At 34.4% G+C, this 16,301-nt stretch carries 18 protein-coding genes and 1 pseudogene; 10 read left to right on the top strand and 9 right to left on the bottom strand.

The window, feature by feature from the left end:
- Positions 1-1,148, top strand: a 1,148-nt coding sequence (locus H1P_RS09800) for a glycosyltransferase (RefSeq protein WP_144866683.1), incomplete at its 5' end; no start/stop codon positions are given.
- Positions 1,149-1,235: 87 nt separating this feature from the next.
- On the opposite strand, the gene H1P_RS09795 is transcribed toward H1P_RS09800, so the two are convergent.
- The 4 genes from H1P_RS09795 to H1P_RS09780 all read right to left on the bottom strand — a co-directional run bounded on the left by H1P_RS09795 (position 1,236) and on the right by H1P_RS09780 (position 4,130).
- Positions 1,236-2,105: a class I SAM-dependent methyltransferase gene (locus H1P_RS09795; protein ID WP_144866681.1), complete on the bottom strand. Its 870-nt coding sequence runs from the start codon at positions 2,103-2,105 to the stop codon at positions 1,236-1,238.
- Complete coding sequence (locus H1P_RS09790) at positions 2,102-2,764, bottom strand: class I SAM-dependent methyltransferase (protein ID WP_144866679.1); 663 nt, start codon at positions 2,762-2,764, stop codon at positions 2,102-2,104. The genes H1P_RS09795 and H1P_RS09790 overlap by 4 nt, the downstream gene beginning before the upstream one ends.
- Positions 2,749-3,369 (bottom strand): acyltransferase, encoded by a 621-nt coding sequence (locus H1P_RS09785; protein ID WP_144866677.1) that lies wholly within the window; start codon positions 3,367-3,369, stop codon positions 2,749-2,751. Before H1P_RS09785 ends, H1P_RS09790 begins: the two co-directional genes overlap by 16 nt.
- A gap of 461 nt (positions 3,370-3,830) precedes the next feature.
- Complete coding sequence (locus tag H1P_RS09780; RefSeq protein ID WP_144866675.1) at positions 3,831-4,130, bottom strand: HigA family addiction module antitoxin; 300 nt, start codon at positions 4,128-4,130, stop codon at positions 3,831-3,833.
- Between the two features lie 135 nt (positions 4,131-4,265).
- Here H1P_RS09780 and H1P_RS09775 point away from each other — a divergent pair, with 135 nt between their 5' ends.
- Positions 4,266-5,054 (top strand): WecB/TagA/CpsF family glycosyltransferase, encoded by a 789-nt coding sequence (locus H1P_RS09775; RefSeq protein ID WP_144866673.1) that lies wholly within the window; start codon positions 4,266-4,268, stop codon positions 5,052-5,054.
- A 138-nt stretch (positions 5,055-5,192) separates the two neighbouring features.
- Here the strand turns inward: H1P_RS09775 and H1P_RS09770 are convergent, their stop codons facing one another.
- Positions 5,193-6,200, bottom strand: coding sequence for an SPFH domain-containing protein (locus H1P_RS09770; RefSeq protein WP_144866671.1), 1,008 nt, complete (start codon positions 6,198-6,200; stop codon positions 5,193-5,195).
- Positions 6,201-6,236: 36 nt separating this feature from the next.
- Positions 6,237-6,662: an NfeD family protein gene (locus H1P_RS09765; RefSeq protein ID WP_144866669.1), complete on the bottom strand. Its 426-nt coding sequence runs from the start codon at positions 6,660-6,662 to the stop codon at positions 6,237-6,239.
- A 148-nt stretch (positions 6,663-6,810) separates the two neighbouring features.
- On the opposite strand from H1P_RS09765, the gene H1P_RS09760 reads away from it, so the two are divergent.
- Entirely contained in the window at positions 6,811-7,185 is a 375-nt protein-coding gene (locus H1P_RS09760) for a 4a-hydroxytetrahydrobiopterin dehydratase (protein ID WP_246141575.1), read from the top strand.
- Between the two features lie 143 nt (positions 7,186-7,328).
- Here H1P_RS09760 and H1P_RS09755 read toward each other — a convergent pair whose 3' ends face one another.
- Positions 7,329-8,078 (bottom strand): metallophosphoesterase family protein, encoded by a 750-nt coding sequence (locus tag H1P_RS09755; RefSeq protein WP_144866667.1) that lies wholly within the window; start codon positions 8,076-8,078, stop codon positions 7,329-7,331.
- Positions 8,079-8,344: 266 nt separating this feature from the next.
- Here H1P_RS09755 and H1P_RS09750 point away from each other — a divergent pair, with 266 nt between their 5' ends.
- The 5 genes from H1P_RS09750 to H1P_RS09730 all read left to right on the top strand — a co-directional run bounded on the left by H1P_RS09750 (position 8,345) and on the right by H1P_RS09730 (position 12,407).
- Positions 8,345-8,938, top strand: a complete 594-nt coding sequence (locus H1P_RS09750; RefSeq protein WP_144866665.1) for a MiaE family protein — start codon at positions 8,345-8,347, stop codon at positions 8,936-8,938.
- Positions 8,939-9,063: 125 nt separating this feature from the next.
- Positions 9,064-9,561: a GNAT family N-acetyltransferase gene (locus H1P_RS09745; RefSeq protein ID WP_144866663.1), complete on the top strand. Its 498-nt coding sequence runs from the start codon at positions 9,064-9,066 to the stop codon at positions 9,559-9,561.
- 122 nt (positions 9,562-9,683) lie between these two features.
- Positions 9,684-10,268, top strand: a complete 585-nt coding sequence (locus tag H1P_RS09740) for a rhomboid family intramembrane serine protease (RefSeq protein ID WP_144866661.1) — start codon at positions 9,684-9,686, stop codon at positions 10,266-10,268.
- A gap of 190 nt (positions 10,269-10,458) precedes the next feature.
- Positions 10,459-11,316, top strand: a complete 858-nt coding sequence (locus H1P_RS09735) for a hypothetical protein (RefSeq protein WP_144866659.1) — start codon at positions 10,459-10,461, stop codon at positions 11,314-11,316.
- 200 nt (positions 11,317-11,516) lie between these two features.
- Positions 11,517-12,407, top strand: a complete 891-nt coding sequence (locus H1P_RS09730) for a DUF8082 domain-containing protein (RefSeq protein WP_144866657.1) — start codon at positions 11,517-11,519, stop codon at positions 12,405-12,407.
- A gap of 291 nt (positions 12,408-12,698) precedes the next feature.
- Here H1P_RS09730 and H1P_RS09725 read toward each other — a convergent pair.
- Positions 12,699-12,900, bottom strand: a pseudogene (locus tag H1P_RS09725) (IS630-like element ISMae26 family transposase); the annotation flags it as partial.
- A 60-nt stretch (positions 12,901-12,960) separates the two neighbouring features.
- On the opposite strand from H1P_RS09725, the gene H1P_RS09720 reads away from it, so the two are divergent.
- The gene (locus tag H1P_RS09720) at positions 12,961-13,488 is read left to right on the top strand and encodes a hypothetical protein (RefSeq protein ID WP_144866655.1); all 528 of its coding nucleotides are present in this window, start codon (positions 12,961-12,963) and stop codon (positions 13,486-13,488) included.
- A gap of 314 nt (positions 13,489-13,802) precedes the next feature.
- Positions 13,803-14,714 carry a c-type heme family protein gene (locus H1P_RS09715; protein ID WP_144866653.1) on the top strand — a complete coding sequence of 304 codons (912 nt, stop codon included), beginning with the start codon at positions 13,803-13,805 and terminating at the stop codon, positions 14,712-14,714.
- Positions 14,715-14,883: 169 nt separating this feature from the next.
- On the opposite strand, the gene H1P_RS09710 is transcribed toward H1P_RS09715, so the two are convergent.
- On the bottom strand, positions 14,884-16,074 hold the full coding sequence (locus H1P_RS09710; RefSeq protein WP_144866688.1) for a DUF3747 domain-containing protein: 1,191 nt from the start codon (positions 16,072-16,074) through the stop codon (positions 14,884-14,886).
- Between the last annotated feature and the right edge of the window lie 227 nt (positions 16,075-16,301).

Raw genomic sequence — 16,301 nt, 5'->3', positions numbered from 1 at the left:
GAGAAGATGTATCTACAGAGGCGGAAATTGAAATATTAAGGAATGCTGGTCATCAAGTTCAATTAATTGAAGAAACCAATAATGATATTAAAAATTATTCTTCGCTTGATAAACTAGAACTTTTTTTCTCTACTACTTGGAATTATCGTAAATATCGAGAAATAAGAGCTTATTTACAATCTTATCAGCCTGATTTAGTTCATGTACAAAATTTTTTTCCTCTGTTTTCTCCATCAATTCATAGTGCTGCTCAATCTCTTGGTATTCCCACTATTCAACATTTACGTAATTTTCGTTTAGCTTGTTTAAATGCTTATCTTTTTAGAGAAGGAAAAGTTTGTGAAGCCTGTGTAGGAAAAAACCCTTGGCGTGGTGTAGTGAAGCGTTGCTATAAAAAATCTTTACCTGCATCTCTTAGTCTTTGGAACATGATAACTTATAATCGTTGGCGAGGAACTTGGTTAAATGATGTAACTGCTTTTATTACTCCAAGTCAATTTGCTGCTAACAAATTTATTGAAGTAGGAATTCCTGAAGATCGTTTGTTTGTTAAACCTAACATAACTCCAGACCCTTTAACTAATCAAAAAATCACTTCAACTCCTGAGCAGCCTACCTTTCTTTTCTTTGGTCGTTTATCAGCCGAAAAAGGACTAATCAACTTATTTATAGCTTGGGAAAAACTAGCACAGCCAACATGGAAATTAAATATTATTGGAGATGGAGAACAAAGAGAAGAATTAGAAAAATTTGTACAAGATCGCAATTTGCACAATATTCATTTTCAAGGATATCAAACTAAAGATAAAATTATTGATGCAATTAAGCAATCGACAATCGTGGTTGTTCCATCTCAATGGCATGAAACTTTTGGTAGAGTTGTCATTGAAGCTTTTGCTTGCGGAAGAGGAGTTATCGCGTCCAATTTAGGTGCGTTAGCTGAATTAGTTACAGAGGGAGAAACAGGTTTTTTGGTAGAAGCCCATAATCTCAATGCTTGGGTAGACACTTTAAGATTATGTGGAAACAATCCATCGTTAATGGCTAAAATAGACTACAAATGTCGTCAGATTTATCTAGAAAGATATACTCCAGAAGTTAATTATGAGCAAACTATTGATATTTATAAAAAGGTAATGGAAAGCTAAATGTAGATTTAAAAAAAACTAAAAAAAGATTTAAAACTATCTACTATTGCTGTCTTTCAATACTAAATTCATATTTAGTATTAGGAGCTATTTAACTTTAGTAGCCCACAAATTTACATGATTTTCTTGTCTACCTATTTTCGATAACTTATATATTTTATATATTAACTTATAAAGCCAGTCAATTTGACAAACAAGAATATTTATTCTTAAAAATTCAGGTAGCTTATTTATTATTTTATTGTGACGAATTTTTGTTTCATGTAAAAATCCAAGTTTTTCTACTTTGTCAATGCAGTTATTTGTATTAAGTAAATTAATTATTTCAGCTTCAGTTGTCCATTGAAGTGTTTGTAAACCTAATGTCGGTTTTCCTATTATTTTTAAATACTTAGCTGCTAATTTTTTGTTCATCTTTGGTAAAAACAAAATCCGATAATGGGGTTCAAAAAAACAATCATAATTAGGACATTTAATGTATAAAATTCCTCCTGGTTTTAAAACACGTAGCATTTCCTGAATACAACTACTGACGCATTTAACATGTTCTAAAGTTTGATAAGTAGTTACAACATCAAAGCTTGCGTCATCAAATGGCAAAGATTCTCCAACTCCTTCTACAAGATGTTTGAGAAACTCTTCTGGATAATTAGATGCAATAACCTTCTTTTTGAAGTACTCCCTTTTCCATTTTTCTGGCTCAATCCCCCAAACATCGTATCCATTTTGTAACCCAAATAAAGTAAAAGTACCGCAGCCAGAAGCCATATCTAAAACCTTTCCAACTATTTGTACTTTTTCTATAATTTTTTGCCAACGTCCATCATAATTGTTTTGATCATTAAACCAATTATTAGTGACTCGCTCAACTAATTTAGAATCTGTAACCCCAAAATACTTTTCACTTTCTTCGTTTATATTTTCTCTGAGAAAGTCTTTTACCTCAATTAAATTCATTTTATCTTCTTAGCTACTACTAAATACATCCATGTCCACTGCTCAGTTTTATCTATTCGATCAAAACCATAAGATAAAGTTTGAATCAATATTCCAATAATATCAATTATTCTGAACCAACGAAATAAACCATGATTAAGTCGATACAAATTATAAACAAATAACTGACCAAAAGTTACCCAAAATCCTGAAAGAGCTTTGAGTTCTAAAATTTCAAATCCAGATTTTTTAAACAGATATTGTAATCCATATTTAGAGTATCTATAGAAGTCTCTTGGTTCTTCATGTAAATGCCAAATAAAAGGAACTGAATAAATTGCTATTCCATCAGATTTAAGAACTCTATAACATTCTCTTAAAGCTAACTCTGGTTCTTCTAAATGTTCCAAAACAGCAGTGCAGATTGCCGAGTCAAATGAAGCATCTTCTACAGGTATTTGATATGCTGTTCCTAAGAGATTAATATTTGTCTTATCGTGTAATGTACTTTCATGATCGACACCTATGTGTTCATCAACATAAGGAAATAATAATTCTTTATAAGGTTTTGTTCCACAACCAATATCAATTAGTCGCCCTTTAAGATGTCGGGCAGCACATAATTTTAACTCTCGATCGTGAATTTTATACACCAAGTAATTTTTTAAGTTCTTTGCCATTCTTCATACCATTCTTTTAGCTGACTATCTCTCATATATCGACGATCGAGTTTTTTTGTATTTCCAATTACTTCTGCTGGGTTACCTGAGACGATTTCAAATTCTTTAACATCCTTAGTTACAAATGAGCCAGCTGATATTAAAGCTCCTTCACCAATTTTAACTCCTGGAAATATTTTAGAACCTGCTCCAATAAAAACATATTTTCCTATTTTTACTGGAGCAATTTTATATCCTTTTTTTTCTTTTTCTGTAATTTCTTGATAGTGGTTTCCATAGATGCGAATAGCGATATGAGAACTATGGGTAAAGATGCCAACCCAAGCACCTATTTGAGAACCTTCTCCAATCTCAAGTCCACCCGTTCCATCTAAAATTGTATAATGCCATATGAAAACATTATCCTGTATGTAAATTTTCTTAGGATAATAAAAAAATACAGTATCACTAATTCTGGTTCGTTGCTGCCACTGTCCAGAAGCATTTTGATAACCCCAGAGCATCTTGGGTGTTTTGAATTGGCGAATTATTGAATTTAGTTTTTTTCGTAAGTATATACGCCATTGAATAGGTAGCGTATTTTGCAAAATTTTTTTTACTATCATTTACTTTGACATATAAAATTTAATTTACTATTAATAATATTTTTTATCAATTATTTTTATGTATAAATAAAGCTATATTGAGATTTGATATGATTAATTTTTTTAAATTACATCTTTTTAAAAGATTTTTTAAATTAGATTTTGTATTTAACATTAAGCTAAATATTTGATTTATAACCTACATTAAACTGGGATGCTACTCCAGCTTTTGCTCGAATTATAAAACCTATTTAAAAATTTGCCATTAGTAATAACTCGGAATTAGTAAAGTTACTATCTTGATTATCGCCAATATCTCTTTTCTAGGAAAGCTGTAATTGTAGCTTTTGTAGAGTTTAAGACAGCTAACAGTGAGTCAACTAATTAAAAAAATTCCCATAATATCCACCTTTATCCATACTACCAGTTACCAAGATACTTGTGATCGCATTAATCATTGGGTAAAAGACATTAGGCTTATTTCAGGCGGAATAAATTTGAACTTCTTTTTCTAATCGCTCAGATAAATTTTCTCGTGCAACTTCAAGGTCATATCGAGATTGAAGATTCATCCAAAATTGAGCTTCCATATTAAAAAATCGACCTAGTCTTAAAGCAGTATCAGCAGTAATAGCACGTTTACCGTGAACAATTTCATTGATACGACGTGGAGGAACACCAAGAGATCGAGCAACATAATATTGGCTAATATTCATAGGCTTTAAAAAATCTTCGAGTAAAATTTCGCCAGGGTGAATGGGAGGAAAATCACGTTTAGTCATAAAAAAGTTTTAGTGATAGTCAACAATTTCAACAACACCAAAATAATCAATAAAGTTACTACTTTGATGATTGCAAAGCTCTCTTTTCTGGGAAAGCTGTAGCTGTAGCCTTCGTGAAGCTTGAGACAGTCAACAGTGAGTCAACTAACTAAAAAAATCCCTATAATATCCACTTTTATTCATAATACCAGTTATCAAGATGCCTGCGATCGCATTGAATCATGGGTAAAAACCAACACATCTTGTTATATCGTAGCTGCTAACGTTCATGTGGTGATGATGAGCTATTGGCAGAGGGGATATCGCGAGATCTTAAATCAAGCTGCATTGGTAACCCCTGATGGTATGCCTTTAGTGTGGGCAATGCGGTTACTGGGGATTAAACGGCAAACTAGGGTATATGGTCCCGATCTCATGCTAGAATGGTGCGATCGTGCTGCTAAAAGAGAAGTCCCAATTTATTTGTATGGTGGCACCGTTAGTACTTTGGAGAAGTTACAGGCTAATCTGAAACAACAGTTTCCTAATTTAATTATTGCAGGGGTAAATTCTCCACCGTTTCGTCCTCTGACTGCCACAGAAGAAGCGGAAGATATTGCTAGAATACATCAATCTGGAGCTAAGGTAGTATTTGTGGGTTTAGGCTGTCCCAAACAAGAGCAATGGATGGCAAGACAACAGGGTAAATTACAGGCTGTGATGATTGGTGTGGGTGCAGCTTTTAGTTTTCATAGTGGGGAAGTTTCCCAAGCACCCCGTTGGGTTATGAAATGGGGTTTTGAATGGTTGTATCGTTTTAGTCGTGAGCCACAACGTTTATGGCGCAGATATTTAGTTAATAATCCTATTTTTGTGTGGTTATTTGCTTGGCAATTAGTCGCCAGTTATGTCAAAGGTAAAAAGTCTTTTGAAAGCCAATTTTAATTAAATCGCATCGAGACAGGATATGGTGTGCATGAAAAGTTACATATTATTCAATTAGGCAACAATTCAGTATCTATGCAGCTATTAATAGGAAATGCACACCAAGAAACACACACACAATGAGGTAACAACCCGCAACTACTGATAATTTCGATTAATCTTTTCTAAATTTAATTCGGTGGGGACATATTCTCCGTTGTCTGTCTTGTTATTGGTAATAATCGATCGCATTCCTTCCATAGTGGATACCATGTTACTAGGATCCATGAACATCACTTTGCTGCTTTCACTACTACCAATTTCTTTACCCATATCTAAGTATTGCTGCGCCAAGATAAACTGTAAGGCTTCCCTGGCTTGAGCTTCATTTTTTAGTTTATCCGTGACAATTTCCATTGCTTGGGCTGTACCTGAAGCTTTCATGACTTGCTGTTCTCGTTCGGCTTCTGCTCTAAGCAAAATAGCTTGTTTTTCGGCTTCTGCTTCTAAAATTGCGGCTTTTTTACTGGCTTCTGCATCTAAAAGTCTAGATTGCGCTCTACCTTGAGCAGAGTTCACCGCAGAATCTCTTTCTCCTTCGGAAGTCAGAATTGCAGCCCGTTTTTTCCTTTCTGCTGCCATTTGTAATTCCATCGAGTCTTGCACTGCTTTCGAGGGCATAATGTCTCTTAGCTCGACTCTAGTTACTTTAACTCCCCAAGGGTCGGTGGCGATATCTAATTCTCGGAGTAAGATTTCGTTAATTTCGGTACGAGCGGTAAAGGTTTGATCTAACTCCAATTTACCCATTTCTGAACGTATTTGAGTTAAAACAAGGTTTACCATGGCATCTCTTAAGTTTTCTACTTTATAGTATGCCTTATACATTTCCATGACGCGCCAATACACTACCGCATCAACGGTAATAGTGACATTATCACGGGTAATACAAGATTGAGCAGGGATATCTAATACTTTTTCACGAATCGTATCTTTATAGACAATTTTATCGAACATAGGAATGGTAAAATTTAATCCTGGTTCGAGTTTTTTATTGTAGCTACCCAATCTTTCGATTAAATATTCTTCTTTTTCTTTAACAATTTTGACTGAGCTAGCTAATCCAGAGCCAAAAGCTAAGGCTAGCATAAGTAAAAATCCATTCATTATTCATACTCCTAAATTAAGATGGTATAAAAAAAATTATGGTAATAGGTTACGAGGTAAAATAATTAGTGTATTACCTTGTTTTTCTACAATATAAACTGCTTCTTTTTCGGCAATTTGGATACTTTCATCAACACATTTAGCTTGCCAGGAATTACCTTCATACAAGACTCTGCCTGTTTTTCCTGGTAAAATCGCGGTTAAAGCTTCTCCCTCACTATCATCTTCTATATTTCTTGCTTTGGGTTTTGAAGTCAGAAAACGACGAGATAATATAACCCCTGATAAAGAAAAAACTACCCACAGTGCAATCAAAAGATTGGGAAAAGGCAACATTAAAGATACTCCAGCTACTAAAATAGCAGCAATCCCCATATTAAAAACAATAAATGTGGTAGGTAAAATTAATTCTGCTGCACAGAGACAAGCTCCTGCAATCAACCACATCAATGTGCTGGTCATAGATTAAGCAAGATTTTGATAAAAAACTATCGCTTTCTTTATCATAGACTTAGAGAACTTTTTGCGTCCAAAATACAAGATATAAATTAAGATTTGACGGTTCTATGGCAAGATCGAAAAAGTAAGTTATGGGAAATAATTGCTTAACGTGAATCAACTTCGAGTTATCATCCTGTCTTGTCTTGTTTCTTTTCTCTTGATACCTTTTACTGTTACTGTGGCAGAAAATACCCCTAATAATTCTATGTTGCTTTCAGAAACAGAAATTAATCAGAAAATTGAGACATTACCTGAATGGACGACGGATGGTAAGGTAATCAGCCGTACTTTTGAGTTTAAAGATTTTGTAACTGCGATTGATTTTGTGAATCAATTGGTTGCACCAGCAGAATCAGCAGGACATCACCCCGATTTGGCAATCTCTTACAATAAGGTAACAGTCAGCCTTACTACCCACGATGCTGGTGGCTTAACTGCTTTAGATTTTTCTCTCGCTGAAAAGATTTCTCAGTTAGCTAATTGATGTTTTGAAGTGATTCAACTAAGGAAGAAGGAACGAGGATAAAGGACGGTGAATTGCTATTAGTTAGTGGGAGCGTGGTTAGTGGCTGGTTGTTCGTTGTTGTTCCTCATCCCTCATCCCTCATCCTTGCTCCTGACTTCAATTTAGGCTCTTCTACGAACTCTACGCTGATGGATTTTGGACATATCCACTCCTGCAACGGCTCTTTTTAAGGGTAATGTCCGTAAGCGACCATCTTGGGTGTTTGCTTGGTAAACTTTTTGATTATTGATGTCTAAAGCAGTAAGCCAGCCACTATTGCGATGGTATGCTCCTGTTTCGATATCCAACCAACCATTTCCTGCTGCAATTTGACCAGGTTGAATACCTGGCATGGTAAACGTAATGGTATGACCTGTAATAATCAGCTTATCGGAGAAATAAGGCTCTGAAATGCTATGAAAGTCTTCTCTAATCCAGCAAAATTGTTCTGATGTTTGTTTCTCTAAAGGGATTCGAGGATCGATTCCTGCATGAACTAACCAAATATCTTCCAAATCTAAATATACGGGGAGAGTTTTGAGCCAGTCAATATGTTCTTGGGGTATTTTGCTATCATAGCTAGTGACGGTTGCATGACCTCCACTATAAAGCCAACCTTGATACAATTCCACGGATACTTTACCATTACCCACAACATCAAGTAGCATCTCTTCATGATTACCTCGCAAGCACTGGTATTTGTTTTTCATCACAAAATCAACGACTTCTGCGCTTTTGGGACCACGATCTATTAAATCTCCTAAAAAATATACTCGATCGCTACTGTCAGGAGCTATCGAGTCTAATAAAGCTACTAGAGTGTCGTAATGTCCGTGGACATCACCAATGATAATTCGGCGATGATTGGTCATAATTAATTTTTTTGTTATCCGATACCAAATAATTGAGCTAAAAAATTTTAGGCGTTAATATTGGGAGCAGTTTAGGCTTATTTTTTATTATTCCCAGTTTTTAACCATCAATTCCTAAAAATGTCAAAGTTTATCTAAAAAAAGAGATTAATGCAACGATCTCGCACGAGTCGTGACTACTTTTTTATTGTCCTATATTGTCAAGAATATTAAATATATGTTGACATATTATACGCCTATAGATGTAAATTTGGGAGAAAATACTTATGTCTTTAGCTACTACGATCAAAATTCTTGAGTGTTCTACTAGCGATCGCTGGATCGAACAGGCTTTGGCTAATTTAGATACCATCTTGCTGGATCATTCTCATTGTGAGAGAAAAGCAGCAGGAATTGCTATTAATATGATGTTCCGTTATCCCTCTTTTCGTCAATTAGTAAAACAATTAACGGCGATTGCTAAAGAAGAGTTAGAACATTTTGAACAGGTAAATCAGTGGTTGGACAAAAAAGAAATTCCTTTAGCACCTTTAAATTCTCCTCCCTATGGTAGCAAGCTAAAAGCCCAGATTCGTCATCAAGAACCAGATCGTCTTTTGGATTCTTTATTGGTTTCGGCTTTAATTGAAGCTCGTTCTCACGAAAGATTAGGTTTACTAGGAGAACATTGTCCAGAACCAGAATTGGCTAAATTTTACCGTAGTTTAATGGCATCAGAAGCCCGTCATTACGGAATGTATTGGGTATTAGCAACTCAATACTGCGAACGCAAAGTGGTAGACAAAAGGTTGGAAGAGTTATCAATTATTGAAAGCGAAATTCTCTCGACTCTCTATCATGAACCGAGGATACATAGTTAGTAATAGCAACTAATCACAATTTAAGGAATGAGGAATGAGGAAGGAGGAACGAGGAAGAAGAACCAACAGAGCAAGTAAAAACTACACACCACCAACCACTAACCACCAAATACTAACAGCAATTAATGAAACAATCTTATAAACAATTTGTGATTCGAGATTGGCAAAAAAGCGATCGCTCTTCGGCAGCAGAGGTAATTCGTAGGGTGTTGGAAGAGTATGGTTTACCTTGGCAACCTGAAGAAGCAGATCGAGATGTAATTGAGGTGGAAACGGCTTATTTCGGCACGGGAGGAGAATTTTGGGTAGTAGAGACTGAGGGCAAAATCGTGGGTACTGCTGCTTATTATCCTGTGAAGCGAGATAGCAAAGAAGTAGAGATTCGTAAAATGTATTTGTTACCGCAAGTTAGAGGACAAGGTTTGGGTAAATATCTGTTACAAAAGTTGGAAAAAGCGATCGCTAATAAAGGCTTTAAAGTTATCTACCTTGAAACTGCTTCGGTATTGAAAGAGGCGGTAATTTTATACGAAAAAAATTGTTATCAACCCATGACAGAAGTTGCCACAGCCAGATGCGATCGCTCTTATTATAAAAAGTTAAATCGCTTAAATTCCAGCTAATATTTCAAAATGTAAATGAGTATTATGAAAAATTAAGAAGAATGTAATAGTTGTCAGGAAAAAAAATTATTACAATTACTTATGTAAGAAAAATACTGTAATAGCAAAACCATCAAATAACTATGAGCATGAGTAGCCGTCAGAAGAAATCTACTACGGAAGAAATTAAAACTTTATTGACAGTGATCGGAATTTTTTGGATTATTGAGATTGTTGATATTGTTATTTTTAAAGGTAAACTAGACCGTTTTGGGATTCAACCTCAAAGTATAGTGGGCTTACGAGGCATCATTTTTGCACCCTTTCTTCATGGTGGCTTTGGACATTTGATTGCCAACACTATCCCTTTTCTCACTTTAGGGTGGTTAACTATGATTCAAGAAACCAGTGATTTCTATATAGTTTCTATTTTGGCTGCTGTAGTAGGGGGAATTGGTGTCTGGTTATTTGGTGGAGCAGGTTCGGTACATATTGGTGCAAGTATCTTAATTTATGGCTACCTGGGATTTTTGCTTCTGAGGGGTTATTTTCAGAAGAATCTTCCTTCAATTTTAGTTTCTGTAATTGTGTTGTTTCTCTATGGTGGTTTAGTGTTTGGGGTGCTTCCTTCTCAAACAGGAGTATCTTGGCAAGGTCATTTATTTGGCTTTGTCGGAGGTGCAATTGCATCTTGGGCGATCGCTAAAGAGAAAAAATATTATAGCTAAATTCATTTGATATTAAAAATTAATATTTTAATATTTATCAATGAATATGTAATATCCAAGTATGAAGAGTTAATTACCCACTATGGAACAAAATAGACAGAAGATATATCTAATAGTAAGTTAATGTGTGTATGTGTGTAAGCTTTTTGTATACAGGCATACAAGTATACAAGTTTTTTAAACTAAAAAAATGCTTTCTAATAAGTCTTCTGTCAGATTTGTTCTATTAACAACTACTTCTATTATTGGTGGTATTTTTGCAGGAGAAATAACTGCTCAAGCTGCCACTTTTTCCAATTCGGAAACGTCATTAAGTATTGATGAATTTAGTATTTTGCCACAAGATCCTGATGGGGATAGTTTCCGAGATGCGATCGCTTTTACAGGAAATGATGATAGTGTAGCGAATGCTAATGGAGATGGGACTTTAGCTTTTGTAATTGAAGAAAACGATGCTTCTTTAGACTTAGATTTTACTAGTGATGCTTCGGGAGATGGTAGTAATTACTTTGGTTTAGGACAGTCTGATTCTTTTGCTAGTAGTATTTTCTTTGTTGATAGCAATGAGACTTTAAGTTTTGACTTTGCAGTTTCTTTAGCTCTAGAAAATTCAGTTAATAGCGATTTAGACGGTAGCGTTAATACTTTTAGTGGCGTATCTTTTGCTTTATTTGATGATTTGAATGATACGTTTTTAGGAGAATTGAGAGCGATCGGAAATCTAGATACCAATTTAGCAGATGGTATTGATAACGATACAATTTTTGCCACCAGTAATCTAAATCCTGCGATCGATTCTTTTGATGATGAACAAATATTCGGCGGAAATCAAGAATTTGCCAGTTTAGATGTTACAGGTAGTATTCAACAAACATTTACCGAACCAACTCAGGTAAGATTACAAGCTAATACTTTTAATGTTTCTTGTACTCAAGCTCCCCAAACTAGCAATCCTTGCGTCAGAACAGCAGTTCCCGAATCTAACAATATAGTTGGTTTGATTTTAGGCTTTATAGGTATTGGTTTGTTTTATAGAAAACGGAATTAGAAGTTTAGTGTTATTTAGAGAAGGTTTTTGAGAACAATAAACTGTATTTAGTTTGAATCTAGGGGATAGCTAAAACCTTCTTTATCAAGTAATGTCGCTAGTGAAAAAAAAAACACATTAAAAGAGAAAATCAATATTAAGTGGTAGATCTAATTTTGATAGTTAAAATTGGAGTTACATACTTATGAGATGACAAGTAAATGAATATAATTTCTGTTGACGAATTTAGTCAACAAACAACTCCTGGTGATAGTAGATTACAAAAAAGATACCAAGGTAGAATCTTAATCCAAGGACCAGTATTTGCATTGGATCAGAAAGCTTCTGCCGTTCAATATTGTCAAACATATCTCAAAAAGCATTCCAAAAGCTTGTGTCTATTAGTACAAGAAGAATACTATTTTCAATTATGGAAAGAAGAGTCTGTAATTCAAAATAAAAAAAATACTACTCTGTCATCCTATAAAAATGAAGATTTAACTTCACAAGATAAGAATAAATTGTCAGTGCAGCAAGCTAATACACAAACTCTTAATACTAAGAGCGGTTTAGAATTTATCAGTCTTTGTCAAGAATTACTTTCCAAGTCTGTTGGACCTATTGGTAGTGTTATTTGTCAACGAACTTTATCTCAAAATCCCAATCTTAATTGTCAAGAGTTTGTAGAAAATTTAGCTCAAAAAATTCCTGATTCCCAACAATCTCAACAATTTGAACAAACATTACTACAATTTATTAATAAAAATATTGGATTGACTATTTCACTTAAAGAGATATCTGCTCAAATAAAAAAAGATAGTCAAGAAATAGAGATGATAGCTACTATCAATCTTGAAAAATTAGTTACTAAAATGCGTAATCTTGGAGGAATTAAAATCAAAAATCGTCGTTATAATTTAAGAACTTATTCTAATTGCTTTATTGGAAAGGAAGCAGTAGATTGGATGGTAAATAATCTTAATCTATCTCCCGAACAATCTGTAAAATTAGGACAGCGTTTAATAGATGAAGGTTTTATTCATCATGTAGTGGAACGGAAAAATTTTGAAAATGAATACCTCTTTTATCGTTTTTATTGGGACGAGGTGTAAATGATTGCAATAAAAAACTATTGGTAGCAAAATTTTTATCCACTCAAACTCCCAATATTTTAATTTTAGTATTTTAAATTCAAAAAAAACACTCATCTATACTAATTAGAAAAAATAATCTAATAAACATTTTAGGTTATTTTGATACTATCAAGCCCCTAAATCAAATTTACGTATTGCAAGTATTTTATAATTTAGCATTATATTTCAGTTGATTTTTGACTTATTTCAATATTATGACTTTGTTAAGTAAGGATATTTTTCTGAATTTGTATATAGCAATTCTCATGGCTATGAGGTATGGTAACAACAGTGAGTAAACCACTTATTGATATCTTTTTTTGTGACCTCTAACATAGCATTAGTGGTGCAATAAATTAAATCTTTATAAGTTATTTCCTTAATTTTTCTGAGAAGAAATTTCACTTTTTACCAACAGTTTTCGCGCTTGTGAAAATTCTGGAGAATAGGGAGATAAATAAATCAGTCGTGTATATTGAAAATCTGATATTTAGATAGTTAGACCAACTCCAAGAGAACACAGACAATTTTGATGTCCAAGGTGATTTACGGAAAGGAATTTCTCTCGCCATTATCTACATGGGGTGCGTATGGTGAAAATGACTATGCTGCCGAAATGCTGATGGTGGAAGGAAAAAAGCATAAAATATTTATTACTCCAGCGCAGAGAGACGATTTCTTAGAGGGATATAATCACGGTTTTATATTGCAAATCAATGAAAAAAGACTTGGCTGTTATTGGTTATACGATGATGAATTTGAAATAACTGAAGATGGAACAAAAGTTTGGCACTTGGATGAAATCGGAATCGAGCCAAGTATGTCAAGCACTAATCAATTTACGACCCATCGCTACTTTGATTCTGAAGATGAAATGGTTGAAGGAATAGAATTTATTCAAGCAGTTTTTAGTGAATATGACGCGCATACTGGTGTTGAACTTATAAATGATGAGCCTGTAATGATTTGGACGAAAACAATCCTCTGTCAAATAAGGTTTTCTTCAAGCTTACAAAACAAAATAGATAATGGAGAGTTAGTCGCTGGAGTTATTGACTAGCAAAATTTTTATGTATCTAACTTCTCGATCTAAATTGATATGATGTCTAGAAGTTTCCCTAGAAATAATATTAGTTAAAGGATTTTAGATTTTCTATCTGCCTTCCCCCATTTTGCCGATGATATTCATGCCGATTACGAGGAAGATTAGACGAGATTCCTGGAATATTTAGCAAATTAACCTGGTAAATATTGTGTGCAACATCATAGCATAGTAAAAACCTAAAATTCTGTTTAATTAAATTATTCCACATTGATAAGTTATTTCTGGTTTTTGGGAATGTTAATGATGGATTCTTTACTTAATCATTAAGTATGTTAACACTCAAAAACTCTAAATTAGGTACTAAACTCAATATTATATTAGGTCTTGCTTTATTAATTACTTTAATTATTTGTGGATTGTCTCTATCTCAAATATTAGAAAAAAAAGTAAAACAAGAAGTCAACAATAAAGCTTTTATCATTATAGAAACAATGAACTCTGTGAGAAAATATACTAACGATCAAATCAAGCCAGAGTTGGCTTCAATCCTAGAAAATAGTACAAGTTTTTTACCAGAAACAGTTCCATCTTATGCAGCGAAAGAAGTTTTTGAAGAATTGAGAAAGCAACCAGATTATCAGCAATTTACTTATAAAGAAGCAACTTTAAATACTACAAATCCTAGAGATAAAGCCGATCCATTTGAAACAGAATTAGTTACACAATTTCGTCAGAATCAAAATTTACAAGAAATGACGGGTTTTAGAAACGATCTAAATAATATGTCTTACTACATTGCTCGTCCATTAGCAATTAAAGATGCAAGTTGTTTAAGCTGCCATAGTACACCAGAGAGGGCACCTAAAAACCTAATTGCAACTTACGGCTCAGAAAATGGATTCGGGTGGAAACTCAATGAAATTGTAGGAACACAAATTATATCTGTTCCAGCTAACGAAGTTATAAATACTGCTAAGAACATTAAATTATCCATTATTGGAGTTGTATTTACTTTATTTATTGCATCTATTTTAGGTATTAATTTATTTCTGAAAAAATCTATTATTGACCCAATAAAAAATATGGCAGTACTCGCAAATAAAATTAGCACAAGCGATCTTCAATCAAAATTTGAGCATAACAGTAATGATGAAATCGGACATCTTGCAAGCTCTCTTAATCGAATGATTTTAAGTCTACAAATGGCAATTGATATGATCAATTCCCAAGATGATTGTTAAATACTTTATGAAACTATTAGATTTAATTTACTTAATTTCTGAAAGAAAGCTAAATAATTAGCAGGGATAAGGTAAAAATCCCTGCTTTGATTATGTCAGTTATTGACTAGTAAACAATTGATTTGGCTATGAGACTTAAGTTTCGTGAACATTAAATTGATTACTAATTTTAAGAGCTAGGTTCAGCTACACAATTGTGCATTCTTAGTGTTGCAGCAGCAGCATAATTACGTCCAGAAGGATCGTTGGGTAAGAAAGAATCTCCAGTCTCGTTATAAGCAGAAGCAACGCCACAGTAAGCAGACATCTGCTGAATTAATTGTTCACCCCAATGACCAGAAATATCAGCAAAAGAGGTAGTCTCTTTTGTAGTAACTAATTCCGCAGTTTGACCTCGTGTGGTACTGGCAAATTTGGCTGCATTTTCTAATACTGCCATTAATTCTGCTCTAGTTACGGGTTGTTCGGGTCTAAATGAACCATCTGGATAACCTTTAACAATTTGATTTTCTTTTGCCCATTGAATTTTAGCAGCACTCCAGCGAGAGGATGTAACATCGGGATAGGGTTGAATAGTAGCTGCGTCTGGTGCTTGGGCTTGGAGATCGGGAACAGTATCTAAAGCACCAATTACCATTGATACTAACTGTTCTCTAGTGAGGGGTTCTTCGGGTTTGAAAGTATCGTCCTCAAAGCCAGCAATAAAGCCCAAAGTAACAGCTTCTTCTATTTCTTCTTTGTAAGTGTCTGTTGCAGTATCACTAAAGCTAGAAGTAGCCACTACTGGGGGTGCAGGGGGATTGTCTCCTGCTGCTGCGATCGCTGCTGTATCACCACTAAAGTGAAAATGACCTAAAGCTTTGCCTTCAAAGGTTTTTTTGGTGAATTCCCAACCAGGGTTAAGATATACTTTGAGAAATTGACCTTCTTGTTTGCCGAAGGTTTTACCCACAACAGTACGAGAGTTATCTGCACGGGATACCGCTACTAACTGAACTTCATCACCTTGTTCTACTAAATCTAAACTGTAGTCTAGGCTAGTATCTTGACCATCAAGGCGTACAGAGTAACCATTGCTATCTGCTGCACGGCGACAACTACCTGTAAAGTCAAAGGTCGTCCACAAAGGCTCGATTACCGTTGGTTGCGAACCACTTTCTTGCCAACACTGTTGTTGACCAGGAATTTGCTCTACCACAACTAAATTATAAAATCTGCCTCCTGGTACAGCGACAGCAGTTACTTGGCTTTGATCGATTTGTTGTTCTCCTGTTTGAGCTTTAGCAGGAAGTAAGGAGAAAGTACTACCTAAGATAATTGATGTAATTGCTACTATTGAGAGCTTATTTCTCAGCTTCATATATTTGCGATTCATTAAACTATATGGTTAAAGATTAGATTCTACGCCCCCTTTTTGCCATAAGACATTATTTTGTCTTTACGGTTGAGAGGTTAATGTGGCGCGGAATTGATGATAACTTACAGACTCAGAGAATGACTAGCTAGTGATTAAAAATGTTCCTTTTTGCTTGACTATGGAAGTAATGAGTCGTGAGTAAAGTTCTTACTATGTAACAATTAAAGTAT

This window comes from Hyella patelloides LEGE 07179 (assembly GCF_900659865.1).
GTDB classification, from domain to species: Bacteria; Cyanobacteriota; Cyanobacteriia; order Cyanobacteriales; family Xenococcaceae; genus Hyella; species Hyella patelloides.
Note: the sequence above shows the minus strand (reverse complement) of the source record. Positions and strands in the feature narration are given on the sequence as shown.

Excerpts from the sequence above, each read along its gene's own strand:
- H1P_RS09795 (WP_144866681.1), bottom strand. The coding sequence starts at position 2,105 with ATGAATTTAATTGAGGTAAAAGACTTTCTCAGAGAAAATATAAACGAA.
- H1P_RS09790 (WP_144866679.1), bottom strand. The coding sequence starts at position 2,764 with ATGGCAAAGAACTTAAAAAATTACTTGGTGTATAAAATTCACGATCGA.
- H1P_RS09785 (WP_144866677.1), bottom strand. The coding sequence starts at position 3,369 with ATGATAGTAAAAAAAATTTTGCAAAATACGCTACCTATTCAATGGCGT.
- H1P_RS09780 (WP_144866675.1), bottom strand. The coding sequence starts at position 4,130 with ATGACTAAACGTGATTTTCCTCCCATTCACCCTGGCGAAATTTTACTC.
- H1P_RS09770 (WP_144866671.1), bottom strand. The coding sequence starts at position 6,200 with ATGAATGGATTTTTACTTATGCTAGCCTTAGCTTTTGGCTCTGGATTA.
- H1P_RS09765 (WP_144866669.1), bottom strand. The coding sequence starts at position 6,662 with ATGACCAGCACATTGATGTGGTTGATTGCAGGAGCTTGTCTCTGTGCA.
- H1P_RS09755 (WP_144866667.1), bottom strand. The coding sequence starts at position 8,078 with ATGACCAATCATCGCCGAATTATCATTGGTGATGTCCACGGACATTAC.
- H1P_RS09750 (WP_144866665.1), top strand. The coding sequence starts at position 8,345 with ATGTCTTTAGCTACTACGATCAAAATTCTTGAGTGTTCTACTAGCGAT.
- H1P_RS09745 (WP_144866663.1), top strand. The coding sequence starts at position 9,064 with ATGAAACAATCTTATAAACAATTTGTGATTCGAGATTGGCAAAAAAGC.
- H1P_RS09740 (WP_144866661.1), top strand. The coding sequence starts at position 9,684 with ATGAGCATGAGTAGCCGTCAGAAGAAATCTACTACGGAAGAAATTAAA.
- H1P_RS09735 (WP_144866659.1), top strand. The coding sequence starts at position 10,459 with ATGCTTTCTAATAAGTCTTCTGTCAGATTTGTTCTATTAACAACTACT.
- H1P_RS09730 (WP_144866657.1), top strand. The coding sequence starts at position 11,517 with ATGAATATAATTTCTGTTGACGAATTTAGTCAACAAACAACTCCTGGT.
- H1P_RS09720 (WP_144866655.1), top strand. The coding sequence starts at position 12,961 with ATGTCCAAGGTGATTTACGGAAAGGAATTTCTCTCGCCATTATCTACA.
- H1P_RS09715 (WP_144866653.1), top strand. The coding sequence starts at position 13,803 with ATGTTAACACTCAAAAACTCTAAATTAGGTACTAAACTCAATATTATA.
- H1P_RS09710 (WP_144866688.1), bottom strand. The coding sequence starts at position 16,074 with ATGAAGCTGAGAAATAAGCTCTCAATAGTAGCAATTACATCAATTATC.